The 18,792-nt window shown below is 72.4% G+C and carries 18 protein-coding genes and 1 riboswitch; of the genes, 7 read left to right on the forward strand and 11 right to left on the reverse strand.

Translation table 11 applies throughout. The features are described 5' to 3' along the window. Nucleotides 1-68 precede the first annotated feature (68 nt). Nucleotides 69-2,033: a HelD family protein gene (locus ACWCPM_RS22265; protein ID WP_450978032.1), complete on the forward strand. Its 1,965-nt coding sequence runs from the start codon at nt 69-71 to the stop codon at nt 2,031-2,033. 310 nt (nt 2,034-2,343) lie between these two features. On the opposite strand, the gene ACWCPM_RS22270 is transcribed toward ACWCPM_RS22265, so the two are convergent. Then, nucleotides 2,344-3,036 carry a copper homeostasis protein CutC gene (locus ACWCPM_RS22270; RefSeq protein ID WP_450977974.1) on the reverse strand — a complete coding sequence of 231 codons (693 nt, stop codon included), beginning with the start codon at nt 3,034-3,036 and terminating at the stop codon, nt 2,344-2,346. Between the two features lie 196 nt (nt 3,037-3,232). Between ACWCPM_RS22270 and ACWCPM_RS22275 the strand changes: the two genes are divergently transcribed. Then, entirely contained in the window at nt 3,233-3,877 is a 645-nt protein-coding gene (locus ACWCPM_RS22275; protein ID WP_450977975.1) for an HD domain-containing protein, read from the forward strand. A 28-nt stretch (nt 3,878-3,905) separates the two neighbouring features. Further along, nucleotides 3,906-4,991 (forward strand): GNAT family N-acetyltransferase, encoded by a 1,086-nt coding sequence (locus tag ACWCPM_RS22280; RefSeq protein WP_450977976.1) that lies wholly within the window; start codon nt 3,906-3,908, stop codon nt 4,989-4,991. 99 nt (nt 4,992-5,090) lie between these two features. Here the strand turns inward: ACWCPM_RS22280 and ACWCPM_RS22285 are convergent, their stop codons facing one another. Both ACWCPM_RS22285 and ACWCPM_RS22290 read right to left on the reverse strand, forming a co-directional pair. After that, nucleotides 5,091-5,366, reverse strand: coding sequence for a DUF4031 domain-containing protein (locus ACWCPM_RS22285; RefSeq protein ID WP_450977977.1), 276 nt, complete (start codon nt 5,364-5,366; stop codon nt 5,091-5,093). Next, nucleotides 5,363-5,740, reverse strand: a complete 378-nt coding sequence (locus tag ACWCPM_RS22290; protein WP_450977978.1) for a hypothetical protein — start codon at nt 5,738-5,740, stop codon at nt 5,363-5,365. Before ACWCPM_RS22290 ends, ACWCPM_RS22285 begins: the two co-directional genes overlap by 4 nt. Before the next feature lie 55 nt (nt 5,741-5,795). Here ACWCPM_RS22290 and ACWCPM_RS22295 point away from each other — a divergent pair, with 55 nt between their 5' ends. After that, nucleotides 5,796-6,764 carry a MurR/RpiR family transcriptional regulator gene (locus tag ACWCPM_RS22295; RefSeq protein WP_450977979.1) on the forward strand — a complete coding sequence of 323 codons (969 nt, stop codon included), beginning with the start codon at nt 5,796-5,798 and terminating at the stop codon, nt 6,762-6,764. A 325-nt stretch (nt 6,765-7,089) separates the two neighbouring features. Beyond that, nucleotides 7,090-7,659: a hypothetical protein gene (locus ACWCPM_RS22300; RefSeq protein WP_450977980.1), complete on the forward strand. Its 570-nt coding sequence runs from the start codon at nt 7,090-7,092 to the stop codon at nt 7,657-7,659. Nucleotides 7,660-7,762: 103 nt separating this feature from the next. Here the strand turns inward: ACWCPM_RS22300 and ACWCPM_RS22305 are convergent, their stop codons facing one another. The 5 genes from ACWCPM_RS22305 to thrC all read right to left on the reverse strand — a co-directional run bounded on the left by ACWCPM_RS22305 (nt 7,763) and on the right by thrC (nt 13,495). Continuing rightward, the gene (locus tag ACWCPM_RS22305; protein WP_450977981.1) at nt 7,763-8,893 is read right to left on the reverse strand and encodes an NADH:flavin oxidoreductase; all 1,131 of its coding nucleotides are present in this window, start codon (nt 8,891-8,893) and stop codon (nt 7,763-7,765) included. A 343-nt stretch (nt 8,894-9,236) separates the two neighbouring features. Then, nucleotides 9,237-10,859 carry a chaperonin GroEL gene (groL, locus tag ACWCPM_RS22310; RefSeq protein WP_450977982.1) on the reverse strand — a complete coding sequence of 541 codons (1,623 nt, stop codon included), beginning with the start codon at nt 10,857-10,859 and terminating at the stop codon, nt 9,237-9,239. Between the two features lie 351 nt (nt 10,860-11,210). Further along, nucleotides 11,211-11,414: a cold-shock protein gene (locus tag ACWCPM_RS22315; RefSeq protein ID WP_004929928.1), complete on the reverse strand. Its 204-nt coding sequence runs from the start codon at nt 11,412-11,414 to the stop codon at nt 11,211-11,213. A gap of 454 nt (nt 11,415-11,868) precedes the next feature. Beyond that, the gene (locus tag ACWCPM_RS22320; protein ID WP_450977983.1) at nt 11,869-12,144 is read right to left on the reverse strand and encodes a MoaD/ThiS family protein; all 276 of its coding nucleotides are present in this window, start codon (nt 12,142-12,144) and stop codon (nt 11,869-11,871) included. Between the two features lie 61 nt (nt 12,145-12,205). Then, nucleotides 12,206-13,495: a threonine synthase gene (thrC, locus tag ACWCPM_RS22325; protein WP_450977984.1), complete on the reverse strand. Its 1,290-nt coding sequence runs from the start codon at nt 13,493-13,495 to the stop codon at nt 12,206-12,208. 18 nt (nt 13,496-13,513) lie between these two features. Next, a riboswitch (SAM riboswitch) is annotated at nt 13,514-13,669 on the reverse strand. Between the two features lie 163 nt (nt 13,670-13,832). Here thrC and ACWCPM_RS22330 point away from each other — a divergent pair. Both ACWCPM_RS22330 and ACWCPM_RS22335 read left to right on the forward strand, forming a co-directional pair. Beyond that, on the forward strand, nt 13,833-14,777 hold the full coding sequence (locus ACWCPM_RS22330; RefSeq protein ID WP_450977985.1) for a glucosyl-3-phosphoglycerate synthase: 945 nt from the start codon (nt 13,833-13,835) through the stop codon (nt 14,775-14,777). A gap of 83 nt (nt 14,778-14,860) precedes the next feature. Beyond that, entirely contained in the window at nt 14,861-16,261 is a 1,401-nt protein-coding gene (locus ACWCPM_RS22335; RefSeq protein WP_450977986.1) for an alpha,alpha-trehalose-phosphate synthase (UDP-forming), read from the forward strand. Between the two features lie 13 nt (nt 16,262-16,274). Here ACWCPM_RS22335 and otsB read toward each other — a convergent pair whose 3' ends face one another. From otsB to ACWCPM_RS22350, 3 genes are read right to left on the reverse strand one after another with little or no spacing between them, the layout of a single operon-like run. Then, nucleotides 16,275-17,135: a trehalose-phosphatase gene (gene otsB, locus ACWCPM_RS22340; protein ID WP_450977987.1), complete on the reverse strand. Its 861-nt coding sequence runs from the start codon at nt 17,133-17,135 to the stop codon at nt 16,275-16,277. Nucleotides 17,136-17,166: 31 nt separating this feature from the next. Next, nucleotides 17,167-17,400 carry a DUF3263 domain-containing protein gene (locus ACWCPM_RS22345; protein WP_450977988.1) on the reverse strand — a complete coding sequence of 78 codons (234 nt, stop codon included), beginning with the start codon at nt 17,398-17,400 and terminating at the stop codon, nt 17,167-17,169. Nucleotides 17,401-17,435: 35 nt separating this feature from the next. After that, nucleotides 17,436-18,680 (reverse strand): extracellular solute-binding protein, encoded by a 1,245-nt coding sequence (locus ACWCPM_RS22350; protein WP_450977989.1) that lies wholly within the window; start codon nt 18,678-18,680, stop codon nt 17,436-17,438. Nucleotides 18,681-18,792 lie beyond the last annotated feature (112 nt).

Consider the following 18,792-nt stretch of genomic DNA (forward strand, 5'->3'; position numbering starts at 1 on the left):
CACCCGCCGTCGATCCGCTCGCCCGTGAGCGTGCCCATCTGTCCGCGTCCCGTGCCGCGCTGCGGGCCATGCGGGAGGACGTCGAGTCGCTCGACATCGGCGACGTCACCGCCAACTGGGTCAACGCCCAGATCCTGGAACGCCAGATCGGCGAACGCGTCAAGGCCCTCGCCGACCTCAGCCACACCCCGCTGTTCTTCGGCCGGCTGGACTATCTGCACGCGCCCGGCGCGGAGCGGGCCGAGGGCGCGGACGGGGAGTCCTTCTACATCGGACGCCGTCATGTGCACGACGGGGACGGCGACCCGATGGTGATCGACTGGCGCGCACCGGTCTCGCAGCCGTTCTACCGGGCGTCCGGGAAGGACCCGATGGACGTCGGGCTGCGCCGCCGGTTCGGATACGTCGGCGGGGAGCTGACGGCCTACGAGGACGAGCACCTGTCCGACCCTGCCGAGGCGGCGCGGACCAGCAAGCTGCTCCAGCGGGAGATCGAACGCCCGCGTGTCGGCCCGATGCGCGACATCGTCGCCACCATCCAGCCGGAGCAGGACGAGATCGTGCGCAGCGGGCTGGGCGGCACGGTGTGTGTGCAGGGCGGCCCCGGCACCGGGAAGACCGCGGTCGGCCTGCACCGCGTGGCCTACCTCCTCTACGCCCACCGCGACCGGCTGGCCCGCACCGGCACCCTGGTGATCGGCCCGAACCGCTCCTTCCTCCACTACATCGAGCAGGTGCTCCCGGCGCTGGGCGAGCTGTCGGTCCGGCAGGCGACGGTGGACGACCTGGTGGCGCACGTGGAGGTGCGCGGCACCGACGACGCGGCGGCGGCGCTGGTCAAGGGGGACGCGAGGATGGCGGAGGTCGTCCGCCGGGCGCTGTACGCGCATGTGACGATGCCCACGGAGCCGGTCGTCGTGGTGCGCGGGTCACGGCGGTGGCGGGTGCCGGCGTACGAGGTCGAGGAGATGGTGCGGGAGCTGCTGGACCGGGGCATCCGGTACGGCGCCGCCCGCGAGGCGCTGCCGCAGCGGATCGCGCACGCCGTGCTGGTGCAGATGGAACGGTCGGGTGAGGCGCCGGACGACCGGGTGCAGGACGCGGTGGCCCGCGACAGTGCCGTGAAGGCGGCGGTCAAGGCGATCTGGCCGGCGGTCGACCCGGCGAAGCTGGTGCTGCGGCTGCTGACCGACGCGGACTTCCTGGCCGCGCACGCGCGGGGCGTGCTGGACGAGGACGAGCGCAAGACGGTGCTGTGGGCGCGTGCGGTGCGGTCCGTGAAGGCGGCCAAGTGGTCGGCGGCGGACGCGGTGCTGATCGACGAGGCGAAGGACCTGATCGACCGCACGCCGTCCCTCGGCCATGTCGTCCTCGACGAGGCGCAGGACCTGTCCCCCATGCAGTACCGGGCGGTCGGCCGCCGCTGCACCACCGGCTCCGCGACCGTCCTCGGCGACCTGGCGCAGGGCACCACGCCGTGGGCGACGCGCAGTTGGGAGGAGGCGCTGGCCCACCTGGGCAAGGACGACGCGGTGGTCGAGGAGCTGACGGCCGGTTTTCGCGTCCCGACGGACGTGATCACCTACGCTTCCCGGCTGCTGCCGCACATCGCGCCCGGGCTCACGCCGGTGGCGTCGGTGCGGGAGAACCCGGGGGCGTTCGAGGTGCGGCATGTCGAGACCGACACGGACGTGGTCGCCGCCTGCGCCGAGTCGCTCCTGCGCGAGGGCTCGATCGGCCTGATCGCCGCGGACGCCCGGATCCCGGCGCTCGCCCGGGCTCTCGCGGCGGCGGGGATCGACCATCTCGCGCCGGGCGAGGAGACGTCGTACGAGACCCGGCTGACCCTGGTCCCGGCCTCCCTGGCCAAGGGCCTGGAGTACGACCACGTGGTCCTGGACGAACCCCGGGCCGTCGTCGACGGCGAACCGGACGAACGGACGGGGCTGCGCCGCCTGTACGTGGCGCTGACGCGTGCGGTGTCGGGGCTGACGGTGACGCACACGGCGCCGCTACCCGCCCAGCTCGGCTGAGCCGGGCCCGTCTCCGACCGCGCCGCGGCCCACACCGCGCGGCCGGCCGGTCCCGTGTGCACACCGCGCGGCCGGCCGGTCCCGGACCCCGCTTCGACTCGGTCGGCCTGTCCAGGTCCCGTCCGTGTCGGCCCGCCTGTCCCCGTCCCGTCCCCTTGGCTGCCGACCGGTCCAAGTCCCTCCCCTGTCGGCCCGCCCGTCCCCCCTGGCTACAGACCGGTCCAAGTCCCGCCCCTCCCCATGCGACCGGCCCGTCCAAGTCCCTCCCCGACGCGGGCCCGCTGCCTCCGTGCCGCGCGGGGCGGTCGGATCACCCGCCGTCCAGCACGTCCCGCCACTCGGCGACCGCGGCCACCGACACCGGGCCCTCCCAGCCCTCCGGCCGCGCCGCCCCGCCGATGTGGAACGCGTCGGCCCCGGCGGCCACCAGTCGCGGCACGTGTTCCAGGCGCAGGCCGCCGCCGACCAGGATCTGCTGCTCGTACCCCGGCTCGCCGCGGCGCGCCGCCTCGGCGAGCAGCACGGGCAGTCCCTCGTCCACGCCGGCGGCCGCACCCGCCGTCAGATAGGTGTCCAGGCCGGGCAGCCCGTCCAGCGTCTTGCGCAGCGCGTCGCGGTCCGCCGCCCGGTCGATGGCCCGGTGGAACGTCCACCGGCAGCCCTCCAGCGCGCCGACCACGTGCTCGACGGCGTCGAGGTCCACGCCGCCGTCGGTGTCCAGGAACCCGAGCACGAACTCCTCGGCCCCGGCCTCCCGCATCCGCCCGGCCACCTCGACGAGTCGCGGGACCTCCCCGGCCGCGAACCCGTCCGCCAATCGCAGCATCACGCGCAGCGGAATGTCGACGGCGGAGCGGATCGCGGTGAAGGTCCCGACGGACGGCGTGAGCCCGTCCGCCGCGATGTCGGTGACCAGTTCGAGGCGATCCGCGCCTCCGGCCTGGGCGGCGACCGCGTCCTCGGCGTCGAGGGCGATCACCTCCAGGACTGCACGCGTGCTCATGGCACCCCTTTCTTGGGCATTCCCCGAAGCGACTACAGGTCTAGTCCAATATCAGGGTACGCCCGCGGGGTTCGCGCCCGCGAGACGGCATCGGGCCGGTGCCGGGCCGTACGGGCGCCGGCGCGCCGCCGATGCGCCCCGCGCACGTCGGCGGAACTCACGCACCCGGGCCGGGCCCTGGCCCAGAATCGACGGCATGCCCGAACCCAGCACCCTTCGCCTCCGGTTCCTTCACGCGTTGGAGGCCGCCCGGGGCCCCGAGGGCGGCCCCGACCCGGTTCCGTACGCCGACAATCTGATCGCGCGCTGGCAGGAACCGCAGCGGCGCTACCACACGCTGACCCACCTCACCGCGGTCCTCGACCACGTCGACGTGCTGGAGGAGTACGCCGACGACGCCGACCTCGTCCGGCTCGCCGCCTGGTTCCACGACGCGGTCTACCTCCCGGACCGCTCCGAGAACGAGGAACGCTCGGCCCGGCTGGCCGAACGCGCCCTCCCCGAGGCCGGACTGTCCGAGGCGGGAACCACGGAGGTCGCCCGTCTGGTCCGCCTCACCGCCGGGCACGCGGCGGACGACGACGACCACAACGGCCGGGTCCTGTGCGACGCCGACCTCGCGATCCTCGGCTCGCCGCCGTCGGTGTACGCCGCCTACACGGCCGCCGTGCGCGAGGAGTACGGCTTCGTCCCGTCCGACGCGTTCCGCGCGGGCCGTGCGGCCGTCCTGCGTGACCTGCTCGCCCTGCCCCGCCTGTTCCGCACCCCTCACGGCGTCGAGCACTGGGAGGCGACGGCCCGCTACAACGTCACCGCCGAGCTGGAAATCCTGTCGTCCTGAGGGCGGGCCGTCGCCTAGTCTGCGCCGCATGGTGGACACGGGTGGGGAAAAGGTGCTCCAGGCCGTCGAGGGCGCCGTGGCGGTGCTGCGGACGGCGACGGACCGCGACTGGCGCGCGGTCGACGCGGGGCGCACGACGTGGAGTTGCCGCACGACGGCCGAGCACGTCGCGAGCTGTCTGCTGGCGTACGCGGGGCAACTCGCCGGACGCGCGCGGGACGCGTACGTGCCCTTCGAGATCACGCTCGACGGTTCCGAGGACGCCCTCGACCCGGCAGGCAACGAGGGCGTCCTCCAGGTCATCGCGACGACGGGCGCGTTGCTCTCGGCGGCGATCCGCACCACGCCCCGCGAGGTGCGCGCCTTCCACCCGTACCCGTTCCGCAGCGCGAACCGCGAGGGCTTCGCCGCGATGGGCGTCGCGGAGGTCCTGCTGCACACCCACGACATCGCCCAGGGCCTCGGCCTCGCCTACGAACCGCCGGCCGGGCTGTGCGCGTACGTCCTCGGCACGATCTTCCCGCACGTCCAGCCCGCCGCCGACCCCTGGCCAACCCTCCTGTGGGCCACCGGCCGGGGCGACCTCCCGGGCCGCGCCCCGGTCACCGACTGGCGCTGGGCCAACAACCTCGTCGTCCCGGCCGGCCGCCTCACGCTGGAGGGCGTCACCCCGCTCGCCGCCGCCGACCTCGCCGCCGGCGGCGACGGCGGGTTCGCGTGGGCCGAGGGCGGCCCCTTCGAGGGCACCCGCGAGGCCGCGGGGATGCTGACGAAGGCGTACGAGACGGGCGTGCTCCGCCCGGAGTTCGGTCTCTTCGTCCTGGTGCGCCACGAGGACGGCCGCGCGATCGGCGGCATGGGCTTCCACGGCGCCCCCGACGAGGACGCCCGCGCCGAGATCGGATACGACCTCACCGAAGCGGCCCGCGGCCGGGGCTACGCCACCGAGGCGCTGCGCGCCCTGGCGGACTGGGCCCTGGCCCGGGAGGACGTACGGTCCCTGTTCGCGACGGTGGACGTGGGCAACATCCCGTCGCAGCGGGTGGTGGAGCGGGCCGGGTTCGTCCGCGTGAGCGAGGGCGAGCAGTTCGCCTACGCGCTGCGGCGGGCCTGAGCACGGCCGCGGGACCCGTCGGCCACGCGGCCCGTCGCACCACCCGCCCCTCGGCGCACCGGTCGTCGGCTCACCTGCCCTCGGCCCTCGCCGCTCGGCTCACCCGCCCTCGGCCCCTCGCCTCTTGCGTCTGCGCAGTCCCGCCGCGCGCAGCAGGCGCACGATCTCACGGCTGCTGACCTCCACCGCGCCGGCGACGACCGCGTCGGCGTAGCGGTGGGACGGGAGGTCGTAGTGGTCCCGCTCGAAGGCACGGCGGGGGACGCCCAGCCCCTCGGCGAACAGGTGCAGTTCCTCGTACGAGAGATCGCTGACGAGGTGGGACCACATGCGTCCGTGGCCGGGCCAGGCCGGAGGGTCGATGTAGACCGTCACGAGGCGGCTGCACCGCCCGACCCCAGGGAGCCGACCGGCGCGACCTTCACACCCGCCTGGTGGCACACCCAGTGCGGATCGGGTCCGAGTTCGGGTTCGACGTCCAGGGCGTGCGGGTCGCCGGAGCCGCAGACCGGGCACAGGGGCCAGCGGCCGTGGCGGTCGAACAGGGCGTCCTGCACGTCCTGGGCGATCAGCCCGGCGACGTACTCCGCGCCGTCCGGCCACTGCTCCACCCACCAGCGCCGCTGCGCGACGGACTCCTCGACCAGCGAGACGACGTCCGCCTCGGCGACCCGGCCCGCGACGAGGTCGGCCAGGACGAGGGCGCGGGCGGCGTGCAGCGCCTGCTCCAGGGGGCTGATGGGGTCCATGCCCCTATTGTGCGCACTCTTGACCACGACACGGAATTGAAAATATCTTTCACCTGTGACCCGTGAAGTGAAGGAAACTTTCGACAGCGGCCGACGGCCCCGCCCCGGCGCGGCATCCGGGCCCGGGGCGGCGCCCCGCACGAACCCGCCCGCGCCCGCCGCCCTCGCCGCCAAGGTGCGCACCCTGGCCCCGTCCATGACCCGCTCCATGCAGCGCGTCGCCGAGGCCGTGGCGAACGACCCGGCCGGCTGCGCGGCCCTCACGGTCACCGGTCTCGCCGAGCTCACCGGCACCAGCGAGGCCACCGTAGTGCGTACCGCACGCCTCCTCGGCTACCCCGGCTACCGCGATCTGCGTCTCGCCCTCGCCGGACTGGCCGCCCAGCAGCAGTCCGGGCGCGCCCCCGCCATCACGACCGACATCGCGGTCGACGACCCGATCGCCGACGTCGTCGCCAAGCTCGCCTACGACGAGCAGCAGACCCTCGCCGACACGGCGGCCGGGCTCGACACCGCGCAGCTCGGCGCGGCGGTCGCCGCGCTCGCCACCGCCCGCCGCGCCGACGTGTACGGCATCGGCGCGTCCGGGCTGGTCGCCCAGGACCTCACCCAGAAGCTGCTGCGCATAGGGCTGATAGCCCACGCCCACAATGACCCCCACCTCGCCGTGACCAACGCCGTGCAGCTGCGCGCCGGGGACGTCGCCATCGCGATCACCCACTCCGGCTCCACGACGGACGTCATCGAGCCGCTGCGGGTGGCCTTCGAGGGCGGGGCCACGACCGTGGCGATCACCGGCCGCCCGGACGGGGCCGTCACGCAGTACGCCGACCACGTCCTGACGACGTCCACGGCCCGCGAGAGTGAGCTGCGGCCCGCGGCGATGTCGTCCCGGACCAGTCAGCTGCTGGTCGTGGACTGCCTGTTCGTGGGGGTGGCCCAACGCACCTACGAGACGGCGGCACCGGCGCTGGCGGCCTCGTACGAGGCGCTGGCGCACCGGCACCGGAGCGCGCGGCGGTAGCGCGGGCCGCCGCACACGCCGAGCCCGCTCCTTCCGGGCCGCGAGGGGACCGTACCGACAAGCCGCCGACCGGACATCGAGAAGAGCTGCGTCCCCATGACCTCCACCTCGGGCCCCGTGATGTGCAGCAGCAGTCGGAGACCCGGCCGGCATCCGTGAGCACGCTCGACTGGGCGCGTCGGCACGCCCCGGCCGCGGTCACCGCCGTGCTCGGCCGACTGCCCGCGGCACCACCCGGAGGCGGGCGCGGGCCGACTCGTGTGCGGACGCGCTCGCCTCGTACCATCGCAGGTCCGCGTCTTTCCGGAAGGGACCACAGGCGATCATGAATCACGCTCAGCTCACCGCCCTGGGGCGCGCTCTGCGATTGCTCGGGGAGCATGGCGAGGCGCTCGGCGCGGACACGCCGGACGCGCGGTTGCACGAGGTCAAGGCCGATCTGCGACGCGCTCTGGAACTGCTGGAGGAGAGCGTCACCGCCGCCGCGCCCAGCACCCGCTGCGCGGAGCATCCGACAGGGCCGGTCGACGAGAGTGCGCCCGACCGGTGTCTGCTGTGCGAGACCCGGCGCCGGGCCGCCCGGCGGGCCGAGTTCAACGGGCCCGCCGCGCCCGGCGCGCCCACCGCGTCCGCGCCGTCGCGGTACGGCGTGCGCGGCGACCGTCCGCAGCCCCAGCAGCGCTGGCTGCCGGAGCTGTGGAACGGGCAGGAGTGGCAGTTGTGCGGCACCCCGCGCCGGGACCGCCGGGAGGCCGAGCTCTATCTGGCGGCCCAGCGGCGCGGTTCGCGGCCGGCGACGGCGTACCGGCTCGTGCACGAGTTCACCGACTACGAGGTGCTCCGGGTCTGGGGTACTCCGGTGCGGGTCGACATCGAACCGATGGGGAACCTCTGAGCGACCGGGCTCACGCGTTCACTGACCGCGGCGGCGGCCTCGGCGCCACCGCCTCGGAGGGGCGGCATCCGATCACCCCGGGCACCGCCCCTCACACGGGGTCTCAGCTCAGCGAGCCGAGCGCCGCCGCGTCCCACGCCGTCAGCTCGTCGAACCGCCCCGCCAGCACCTTCTCGGCCCACCGCGGGTCCTGGAGCAGCGCGCGCCCCACGGCCACCAGGTCGAACTCGTCACGCTCCAGCCGGTCCAGCAGGTTGTCGATGTTCCCCACCCCGGCGCCCTCGCCCGCGAACGCCCTCAGGAACTCCCCGTCCAGGCCGACCGCCCCGACCGTGACGGCGGCCTTGCCGGTGAGCTTCTTGGTCCAGCCCGCGAGATTGAGGTCCGAGCCCTCGAACTCCGGCAGCCAGTGGCGGCGGGTCGAGGCGTGGAACCCGTCGACACCGGCCGCCACCAGCGGGGCGAGGATCGCCTCCAGCTCCTGGGGAGTCTCGGCGAGCCGCGCGTCGTAGGCCTCCTGCTTCCACTGCGAGTAGCGGAAGAGGATCGGGAAGTCCGGCGGGACGGCGGCACGCACGGCGGCCACGACCTCCGCCGCGAACCTCGCGCGGGCCACCGGGTCACCCCCGTAGGCGTCCGTGCGCCGATTGGTGCCGGCCCACAGGAACTGGTCGAGGAGGTAGCCGTGGGCCCCGTGCAGCTCGACACCGTCGAAGCCGATCCGCTCGGCCGCCGCGGCCGCCTCGGCGAACGCCTGGACGACGTCGTCCAGGTCCCGCTGGGTCATCACCCGGCCGGTGCCCTCGCCGCCGTCCGGGCGCACCCCGGACGGGCCGACCGCCGGCGCCTCTGGGTAGGGCGGCTTCCCCTGACGGCGCACCATGCCGATGTGCCACAGCTGCGGCACGATCTTCCCGCCCGCCGCGTGCACCTCCTCGGCGACCTTCGCCCAGCCCGCCAGCTGCTCCGCGCCGTGGAAGCGCGGCACGGAGTCGCTCTCGCCGGCCGATTCGTGGCCGACGTAGGTGCCCTCGGTGACGATCAGACCCACGCCCGCTCCGGCGCGCCGGGAGTAGTACGAGGCCACGTCCGCGCCGGGGATGCCGCCCGGCGAGAACTTGCGGGTCATCGGCGCCATCACGATCCGGTTGGGGACGGTCAGGCCGCCCACCGTGAAGGGCCGGGCGAGAACCTGGGCTGCTCGGGAGGTGTCGGCGGAGGCGGTGACGGTCACGTGGGGCTCCTCGGGATTGCCGGTCGGCGGTGGGGCGCACGCGGGCGCTTCACGGAAGATCGATGCGTATGCGACTTATGCGTATGTGACTTATGCGCACGCATGGAAGCGCACTCCGTCGACAACGACCCTCCCCCGCCCACCATTCCGACCCACCCCGCACGACTTCCTGTGATCCACGTCACTTACGGGCGGGTCTGCGCGCGGAAGGGCGCGGGCCGGGTTCGGCCCGCCGTCGCCTCGCACCGGGCCCCCGCGCCCCGAGAACGCCCGAGGGCGGCACCCCCTGTCTCCAGGGGGTGCCGCCCTCGGTCCTTGCGGACGGATCCGATCCTCGAAGGGATCAGAAGTCCATGTCACCGCCCGGCATGCCGCCGCCGGCCGGGGCCGCGGCCTTCTCCGGCTTGTCGGCGATGACGGCCTCGGTGGTGAGGAACAGCGCGGCGATGGAGGCGGCGTTCTGCAGGGCAGAGCGGGTCACCTTCGCCGGGTCGATGATGCCCTCGGCGATCATGTCGACGTACTCACCGGTCGCGGCGTTCAGGCCGTGGCCGACGGGCAGGTTGCGCACCTTCTCGACGATGACACCGCCCTCGAGGCCGCCGTTGACGGCGATCTGCTTGAGCGGGGCCTCCAGGGCGAGCTTCACGGCGTTGGCGCCGGTCGCCTCGTCACCTTCGAGGTCCAGCTTCTCGAAGACCGTGGAGGCCTGGAGCAGGGCCACGCCACCACCGGCGACGATGCCCTCCTCGACGGCCGCCTTCGCGTTGCGAACGGCGTCCTCGATGCGGTGCTTGCGCTCCTTGAGCTCGACCTCGGTGGCGGCACCGGCCTTGATGACGGCCACGCCGCCGGCCAGCTTCGCCAGACGCTCCTGGAGCTTCTCGCGGTCGTAGTCCGAGTCGCTGTTCTCGATCTCGGCGCGGATCTGGTTGACGCGGCCCGCGACCTGGTCGGCGGAGCCGGCGCCGTCGACGATGGTGGTCTCGTCCTTGGTGATGACGACCTTGCGGGCGCGGCCCAGGAGGTCCAGGGTCGCGTTCTCCAGCTTGAGGCCGACCTCCTCGGAGATGACCTCGCCGCCCGTGAGGATGGCGATGTCGCCGAGCATGGCCTTGCGGCGGTCACCGAAGCCCGGGGCCTTGACGGCGACGGACTTGAAGGTGCCACGGATCTTGTTGACGACCAGGGTCGACAGGGCCTCGCCCTCGACGTCCTCGGCGATGATCAGCAGCGGCTTGCCCGACTGCATGACCTTCTCCAGGAGCGGGAGCAGGTCCTTGACGTTGGAGATCTTGGAGTTCGCGATGAGGATGTACGGGTCCTCGAGCCCCGCCTCCATGCGCTCCATGTCGGTGGCGAAGTACGCCGAGATGTAGCCCTTGTCGAAGCGCATACCCTCGGTGAGCTCCAGCTCCAGACCGAAGGTCTGGGACTCCTCGACGGTGATGACGCCTTCCTTGCCGACCTTGTCCATCGCCTCGGCGATGAGCTCGCCGATCTGGGTGTCGGCGGCGGAGATGGAGGCCGTGGAGGCGATCTGCTCCTTGGTCTCGACCTCCTTGGCCTGGTCGAGCAGCGCGCCGGAGACGGCCTCGACGGCCTTCTCGATACCGCGCTTCAGGGCCATCGGGTTGGCGCCCGCGGCCACGTTGCGCAGGCCCTCGCGGACCAGCGCCTGGGCGAGAACGGTGGCGGTGGTCGTACCGTCGCCGGCGACGTCGTCCGTCTTCTTGGCGACTTCCTTGACCAGCTCGGCGCCGATCTTCTCGTACGGGTCCTCGAGCTCGATCTCCTTGGCGATGGAGACACCATCGTTGGTGATCGTGGGGGCGCCCCACTTCTTCTCGAGGACGACGTTGCGGCCCTTGGGGCCGAGCGTCACCTTCACGGCGTCCGCGAGCTGGTTCATGCCGCGCTCGAGGCCGCGCCGTGCCTCCTCGTCGAACGCGATGATCTTGGCCATGTGAAGTGGTCCTCCCGGACTGGGGTGGATTGCTCCGGACCGCGCTGGTGCCCGCGACGGACGGCTCGCCTGCCGTGTGGTTCCTTGCCCCACCCGGCTTGCGGCCTCACCGACCCGGTCCTTTTTTGTCACTCTCACCTTCAGAGTGCTAACGCCAATGATTAGCACTCGCCCCTGCCGAGTGCAAGCGCCTCCCCGGATCCGGGCGGGGTCCGCGCCGCCCGCGCACCCGCCCCGAGGCCACGACCGCCCTCGGTCACGACCGCCCTCGGCCGCGCACGCCGAAGGGCCCGCACCCCCAGGGGAGGCGCGGGCCCTTCGAACAGAAACGTCACATACGGTGGTCGCGCGCTAAGCGCTGAGGCGAACCATGTCGGCCTGCGGGCCCTTCTGGCCCTGCGAGATCTCGAACTCGACCCGCTGGCCCTCTTCGAGGGTCCGGTAGCCGTCCATCTGGATCGCACTGTAGTGGACGAAGACGTCCGCACCACCGTCGACCGCGATGAAGCCGTACCCCTTCTCCGCGTTGAACCATTTGACGGTGCCCTGAGCCATGCCTAACTCCCCTATTACTGGCCCTTGCACAGATCCACACTTCGCGGATCCGGGTCAGACCTCGCCCACCATTCGCTGTGAGGGGCGTGCGCCGGAACGCGTCGACCGCGGCTGAATGTATCTGTCCAACTGCCGTCTGCAACAGGTCAATCGGACGAGAAATCTGGGCGCCGACGGTCGGTTATTTATGGAGAATTCAGCCGGATTCAGGGCAAGTCGGGCTCCATAAAAGGAGTGAAAGACGCAAAAGAGCCACACACTTTGGCTACTTCTCATCGCATCGGAGCCGGAACTCATATGCGTCCGGCATGCGGTGCCGCGACGCGTTCCCCAACTCTACCGCGCTCAACCACATTGAATTGCCCCCTCCGCTTCTCTCACGGAGGGGGCAATTGCGTGAACACCGAGTAATTGGTGTTACTCAGGGTAAGGCGCGCTCGGTCCGGCGGGCGGTTCAGCCGCCGGCGACCGCCGGGATGATGGACACCCCGGCGCCCTCCGGAGTGGCCGTCTCCAGGCCCTTCTCGAAGCGGACGTCGTCGTCGTCGACGTAGACGTTGACGAACCGCCGCAGCTTGCCCTGGTCGTCCAGGACCCGGGCGGCGATTCCCGTGTGGTTCTTCTCCAGATCGGCGATGACCTCACCGAGGTTCGCCCCCTCGGCGGAGACCTCGGCCCGGCCGCCGGTGTAGGTGCGCAGGATGGTCGGGATGCGGACGGTGACGCTCACGTGGAAACCTCCGGTGGAATGACGGAGCCAGGGCCGCGGGGTCGGCCCCCGGCACGACGGTTCAGACGAGACCGGCCTCGTGGAACGACTCCAGGCTGGGCCGGATGGTGGCCGTCAGACCCGTACCCGCCACCGCGTCCAACGTCTTCAGACCGTCACCGGTGTTCAGCACGACGGTCGTCAGCGACGGGTCCAGCAGGCCGAGTTCGACCAGCTTGCGCGTGACGCCGACGGTCACGCCGCCCGCCGTCTCCGCGAAGATCCCCTCGGTCCGCGCGAGCAGCAGAATCGCGTCCACGATCTGCTCGTCCGTCACGTCCTCGACGACACCGCAGGTGCGCCGTGTGATGTCCAGCACGTACGGCCCGTCGGCCGGGTTGCCGATGGCCAGCGACTTGGCGATGGTGTCCGGCTTCTGCGGCCGGACGACGTCGTGCCCCGACTTGAACGCGGTCGACACCGGCGAGCAGCCCTCGGCCTGCGCCCCGAAGATCTTGTACGGCCGGTCCTCGACCAGCCCGAGCCCGATCAGCTCCCGCAGTCCCTTGTCGATCTTCGTGAGCTGGGAGCCCGAGGCGATCGGCACCACGATCTGGTCGGGCAGCCGCCAGCCGAGCTGCTCGCAGATCTCGTACGCCAGGGTCTTGGACCCCTCCGCGTAGTACGGCCGCAGGTTGACGTTGACGAAGCCCCAGCCCTCGCCGGCCGGGTCGCCGATCAGCTCGGAGCAGAAGCGGTTCACGTCGTCGTAGTTGCCCTCGATGCCGACGAGTTCGCCGCCGTAGACCGCGGCCATGACGACCTTGCCCTGCTCCAGGTCGTGCGGGATGAACACGCAGGAACGCAGGCCCGCACGAGCGGCGGCGGCGCCGACGGCGCCCGCGAGGTTGCCGGTGGAGGAGCACGAGAGGGTGGTGAAGCCGAAGGCCCGCGCGGCCTCCAGCGCCTGGGCGACCACCCGGTCCTTGAAGGAGTGGGTGGGGTTGCCGGAGTCGTCCTTGACGAACAGCCTGCCGGGCTCGACGCCGAGTTCGGCGGCGAGGCGGTCGGCCCGGACCAGCGGGGTCCAGCCGGGGTTCAGGTTCGGCTTGCCGGCCACGTCGGCGGGGACGGGCAGCAGCGGCGCGTAACGCCAGATGTTCGCCGGGCCCGCCTCGATGCGCTTGCGGAGTTCCTCGGCGTCGTACCCGGAGAAGTCGTATGCGATCTCCAGCGGGCCGAAACACTCCTCGCACGCGAAGAGGGGGCCGAGGGGGACACGGTGGCCGCATTCGCGGCAGGAGAGCGCCGTGGCGGGACCGAGATCGACGATGGGATTGCCGGTGCTGCTCTCGACAGTCTGCACAGCCATGTCAGGCGAGGCCCTTTCTCCTCATCTTCCTCACGACGCATCTCGCCGTGAGACGGATTTGGCACCTTCCCTAGCCGGGAGCCTCGCGGAGCGATCGAAAGCGATCTACGAGTGCCGACTGGAGGGTTGCCGGGGCTTCAACGGGCCGTTTCCCTCTGCCCCTCTGGATGAGCTGTATGTGGTTGTGGTGCGGGCCGGCGACCCCCGACATGCGATGGTCACCAGCGTTGTCCAAGACTGTAACCGAAGGCCAGGACAGTTGAGATAGTCGTCCGAACCGCGAGATGGATCACGGAACGCGTCCGCTCGCCGACAGAACGCGAAGGAGCACCGGACTGTGCTGGAGGAAGTCGAGCGCTGGCTGAGCACCCGCTCCTGGTCGCTGGCCGACCGTCCGCTCCACCAGATCCTGGCCGCGAAACGCGGCACGGGCCAGTCGGTCAGCGTCGTGCTGCCCGCGCTGAACGAGGAGGAGACCGTCGGCGACATCGTCGCCGCGATCCGGCACGACCTCATGGAGCGGGTCCCGCTGGTCGACGAGATCGTCGTGGTCGACTCCGGCTCGACCGACCGCACCTCCGAGGTGGCCGCCGCGGCGGGCGCCCGGGTGGCGCACCGCGACGCGATACTCGCGCGCGTCCCGCCCGTCCCCGGCAAGGGCGAGGTGCTGTGGCGCTCGCTGCTCGTCACCCGCGGGGACATCGTCTGCTTCATCGACGCGGACCTGAGGGAGTTCTCCTCGGACTTCGTCACGGGCATCGTCGGCCCGCTGCTCACCGACCCGGACATCGCCCTCGTGAAGGGGATGTACGACCGTCCCCTGGGCGGCGAGGCCGGGCAGGGCGGCCGGGTGACGGAGCTGATGGCCCGCCCGCTGCTGAACCTGCACTGGCCGCAGCTGGCCGGCTTCGTCCAGCCGCTCGGCGGCGAGTACGCGGCCCGGCGCTCGCTGCTGGAGCAGCTGCCGTTCCCGGTGGGGTACGGCGTGGAGCTGGGGATGCTGGTGGACTCCCTCCATCTGGTCGGGCTCGACGCCCTCGCCCAGGTGGACGTCGGGGTGCGCAAGCACCGGCACCAGGACGGGCAGGCGCTGGGCCGGATGGCGGCGGCGATCTACCGCACGGCCCAGCTGCGGCTGGCCCGCGGCCACCTGGTCCGGCCCTCCCTCACCCAGTTCGAAAGGGTCGAGGACGGGTTCGAGCCGCGGACGTACTCCGTGGACACGGAGGAGCGCCCGCCGATGGTGGAGATCGCGGAGTACGCCGCCCGGAAAGTGGCCTGACCGCGGGATACAGCTGTATACGGTCACGTTTCGGGCTCGAACCGTACGTTTGAGCGGATCAGGAGAGGGCTAGGTTGACGCGTATGGCTTCGACGTACGGTCCCGCGCAAGTACTGGTCGCCTCCAACCGGGGCCCGGTCTCGTACGAGGTGCGTGACGACGGCTCGCTGCACGCCAGACGCGGCGGCGGCGGCCTCGTCTCCGGCCTCTCGGCGATCGGCCCGGACGCTGGCGCGCTGTGGGTGTGCTCCGCCCTCGGCGACGGCGACCGCGAGGCGGTGCGGCGCGGCGTAGGGGAGTCCGGCGTGCGGATGCTGGACATCGCGGCCGCGGTGCACGCCGACGCCTACAACGGCATCGCCAACTCCGTGCTGTGGTTCGTGCACCACATGCTGTACCAGACGCCGCTGGAGCCGGTCTTCGACGCGGAGTTCCGGCGGCAGTGGGCCTCGTACGAGGCGTACAACAGGTCGTTCGCCGAGGCGCTCGCCGAGGAGGCCGCCGAAGGCGCCGCGGTGCTGGTGCAGGACTACCACCTGACGCTGGTGCCGGGGATGCTGCGCGAGCTGCGGCCGGACGTGCGGATCAGCCACTTCTCGCACACGCCGTGGGCACCGCCCGAGTACTTCCGGATGCTGCCCGACGACATCGCCGGGCAGGTCCTGCGCGGCATGCTGGGCGCGGACCGGCTCGGCTTCCTCACCCGGCGGTGGGCGGACGCCTTCACGGCGTGCTGCGAGGCGTCCGCCGGCGGGCTCGGGGGCACCCGGGTCGGCGTGCACGGGCTCGGGGCCGACGCCGACTTCCTGCGCGAGCGCGCGCACCGGGCCGACGTCGAGGAGCGGATGAGCGCGCTGCGCACGGAGATCGGCGAGGGCCGCAGGACGATCGTCCGTGTCGACCGGACCGAGCTGTCCAAGAACATCGTGCGCGGCCTGCTGGCCTACCGGCAGCTCCTGGACGACCGCCCCGAGTGGCGCGAACGGGTGGTCCATGTCGCCTTCGCCTACCCCTCGCGGCAGGACCTCGCCGTCTACCGCGACTACACGGCCGAGGTGCGGCGGGTGGCCGACGAGATCAACGAGCGGTACGGGACGCCGGGCTGGACGCCGGTCTTGCTGCACGTGAAGGACGACTTCGCCCGTTCGCTGGCCGCCTACCGGCTCGCGGACGTGGCGCTGGTGAACCCGATCCGCGACGGCATGAACCTGGTCGCCAAGGAGGTGCCGGTCGTCTCCGACGAGGGGTGCGCGCTGGTCCTGTCCCGGGAGGCGGGGGCCTTCGAGGAGCTGGGCGAGGACGCGATCGAGGTGAACCCGTACGACGTCACCGGCACGGCCCGCGCGCTCCACGAGGCGCTGACGATGGGCCCGGCCGAGCGCACCGAGCGGGCCAAACGGCTCGCGGCGACCGCCACGGCGCTCCCCCCGTCCCAGTGGTTCCTCGACCAGCTCCAGGCCCTGCGGGACGGGCCGGGAGCCTGAGCGGCCGGCACGGTCACGTCTCCAGATGGGCCGCGAGTCCCGCGAGGAGTTCCACCACGCCCTCCGGGCCCGCGACCACCAGGTCGGCGCGCTCCCGCAGCTCGGTCACCTCGTCGCTGCCGCTGCACACCAGCAGCCCCGGGGTGCCCTCGGAGCGCAGCGCGTCGACCGCCGCGTACGCGGGGAGGTCGCCGAGGTCGTCCCCGGCGTAGAGGACGGATCCGGCGCCCAGTGCACGGACGTGGTCGAGCAGGGCCGCGCCCTTGTCCATGCCGGGCGGGCGCAGTTCCAGGACCATGCGGCCGGGCTCGACGATCAGGCCGTGCCGGGCGGCGAGGTCCGTCAGCGGAGCGCGCAGTGCCTCGAACGCGGCCTGCGGGTCGTCGGCGCGGCGCGTGTGGACGGCGATCGCGCGGCCCTTGTCCTCGGTCCAGGTGCCCGGCCCGGCGGCGGAGCGGTCGAGCAGTGCGGGCAGTTCGTCACGGACGGCGGCGACACCGGGGTGCGGGGCGTGGGCGCGGACCTCGCCGCTCACCGCGTCCCAGCGCTCGGCGCCGTAGTGGCCGAGGACGACGAGGTGCTCGAGACCGGCGACGCCCGCGAAGCCGCCGTGGCGGACGGCGACGTCGGCCGGGCGGCCGGTGATCACCGCCACCGCCGCCACCTTCGGGGCGAGGGCGGCGAGCGCGGGCACGGCGCCCGGGTGGGCGCGGGCCTGCTCGGGGTCGGGCACGATCGGGGCGAGGGTCCCGTCGAAGTCGAGCGCGATCACCGCCTTGCCGGGCCGCGCGAGGATCGCGTCGAGCCCGGCCCGCCCCGCGGGGGTGACGGGCGTCGGGAGAGTCTTGCCGGTCTCGGTCTCGTGGCTGCCCATACGGCGACCCTACCGACCCGGACGAGAGGCCTCAGCGCTCCGCCCGGCGGCGGTCGCGTATCCGCCGCAGCCTGTTGACCGTCACCGGGTCGTGCGCCGGCGCGCGGGGGTCGTCGAGCAGGGCGTTGAGCAGCTGGTAGTAGCGGACGGGGGCCAGGCCGAGCTCCTCGCGGATCGCGCGCTCCTTGGCGCCGGGGCCCGGGAAGCCCCGGCGCTCCAGGGCGAGGATGTCCTGTTCCCGACGCGCGAGCTGCTCCTGGTCCATGACCCGCACGGTAGCCGCCCCCACCGACAGCGGCGCTACCCCGCCGCCGCCGCCGAGCTCTCCGCCGTCGTCGCCGACGACTGCAGTCGGCCCAGGAACGCCGCCGGGCTGCCGCCCGGGGTCACGGCGGAGCCGATCCCCTTCTTGACCTCGGCGCTGATCGAGGCCCAGGACGTCTTGCCCACGGGGTAGCTCTCGGCGCGGGCCAGTTCGTCGAGGAAGGGCTTCAGGTCCCGGTCCTGCGCCGCCCCGCCCATCGCGTCGGAGGCCGGGTTGGTCACCGGCAGCAGGTCGTACCGGCGGGAGAAGTCGACGACGTTCCGCTCGCTGTAGACGAAGTCGAGGAAGTCACCGACCTGCTCCTTGTGGCCGTTCCGCTTGAAGGCGAGCATCCAGTCGGCGACGCCCATGGTCGCCTTGGACGCGCCCTCCACGCCGGGCAGCGGCACCATGCCGTACTTCACACCCCGCTTGTCGGCCATCTTCATCAGGGACGGATGGCCGTTCAGCATGCCGACCTCGCCCTCGGCGAAGGCCGCGAAGGCGGCGGCGCGGTCCAGCTCGCCGGGGGCGACCGGGCCGGTGAGCTTCTCGCCGACCAGTTCGTCGCGCAGCCAGGTGAAGGTCGCGACGTTCTCCGCGGAGTCGATGGTGTAACCGCCGACCGGGTCGGTGTAGCCGCCGCCCCCGCTGAGCATCCACAGCATGGTCTCGGCCTGCGCCTCCTCCGAGCCGAGCGGCAGCGCGTACGGGTACTTCACGCCGTCCGCCTTCAGCGCCTCGGCGGCCTCGGCCAGCTCCTCCCAGGTGGTCGGCGGGGTGAGGCCGGCCTCCTCGAAGAGCTCCTCGTTGTAGAAGAGCAGCCGCGTGGAGGCGGCGAACGGCATGCCGTACTGCACCCCGTTGACCTGTCCGGCCCCCGCGAAGGCGGAGGAGAAGCCGGCCTGGACGGGTATGGAGAGCAGATCGTCCGCGGTGTAGAGCAGATCGTCGGCCGCGTAGTCGGCGTACGCCCCGATCTGCGCCATGTCGGGCGCCTTCCCGGCGTCGACCATCTCCTTGACCTCGCGGTCGACGTCGCTCCAGGAGTACACGCTGACCTCGACCTGTACGCCGGGATGGCCGGCCTCGTAGGCGTCGGCCAGTTTCGCCCAGTACTTCTCGGAGCTGTTCGCCGCGCTGTCGCCGTAGTCCGCGGCGACGAGTCTCAGCGTGACGTCGTCGGAACCCCCGGTGAGGCCGCAGCCACCCAGAACCGCCGTCATGCCCAGTGCGGACATCACCGCGATCATTCCTTTTCTGCCCCGCCGATGCACGCTGTAGCCGCCCTGTCCATACGTCGTTCATGTCGTCCGAATTACGGATCAAGGTCTACACCACGCGAGTGGACTA

Source organism: Streptomyces sp. NPDC002309, assembly GCF_053593375.1.

Excerpts from the sequence above, each read along its gene's own strand:
- ACWCPM_RS22265 (WP_450978032.1), top strand. The coding sequence starts at position 69 with ATGCGGGAGGACGTCGAGTCGCTCGACATCGGCGACGTCACCGCCAAC.
- ACWCPM_RS22270 (WP_450977974.1), bottom strand. The coding sequence starts at position 3,036 with ATGAGCACGCGTGCAGTCCTGGAGGTGATCGCCCTCGACGCCGAGGAC.
- ACWCPM_RS22275 (WP_450977975.1), top strand. The coding sequence starts at position 3,233 with ATGCCCGAACCCAGCACCCTTCGCCTCCGGTTCCTTCACGCGTTGGAG.
- ACWCPM_RS22280 (WP_450977976.1), top strand. The coding sequence starts at position 3,906 with ATGGTGGACACGGGTGGGGAAAAGGTGCTCCAGGCCGTCGAGGGCGCC.
- ACWCPM_RS22290 (WP_450977978.1), bottom strand. The coding sequence starts at position 5,740 with ATGGACCCCATCAGCCCCCTGGAGCAGGCGCTGCACGCCGCCCGCGCC.
- ACWCPM_RS22300 (WP_450977980.1), top strand. The coding sequence starts at position 7,090 with ATGAATCACGCTCAGCTCACCGCCCTGGGGCGCGCTCTGCGATTGCTC.
- groL (WP_450977982.1), bottom strand. The coding sequence starts at position 10,859 with ATGGCCAAGATCATCGCGTTCGACGAGGAGGCACGGCGCGGCCTCGAG.
- ACWCPM_RS22315 (WP_004929928.1), bottom strand. The coding sequence starts at position 11,414 with ATGGCTCAGGGCACCGTCAAATGGTTCAACGCGGAGAAGGGGTACGGC.
- thrC (WP_450977984.1), bottom strand. The coding sequence starts at position 13,495 with ATGGCTGTGCAGACTGTCGAGAGCAGCACCGGCAATCCCATCGTCGAT.
- ACWCPM_RS22335 (WP_450977986.1), top strand. The coding sequence starts at position 14,861 with ATGGCTTCGACGTACGGTCCCGCGCAAGTACTGGTCGCCTCCAACCGG.
- otsB (WP_450977987.1), bottom strand. The coding sequence starts at position 17,135 with ATGGGCAGCCACGAGACCGAGACCGGCAAGACTCTCCCGACGCCCGTC.
- ACWCPM_RS22345 (WP_450977988.1), bottom strand. The coding sequence starts at position 17,400 with ATGGACCAGGAGCAGCTCGCGCGTCGGGAACAGGACATCCTCGCCCTG.
- ACWCPM_RS22350 (WP_450977989.1), bottom strand. The coding sequence starts at position 18,680 with ATGTCCGCACTGGGCATGACGGCGGTTCTGGGTGGCTGCGGCCTCACC.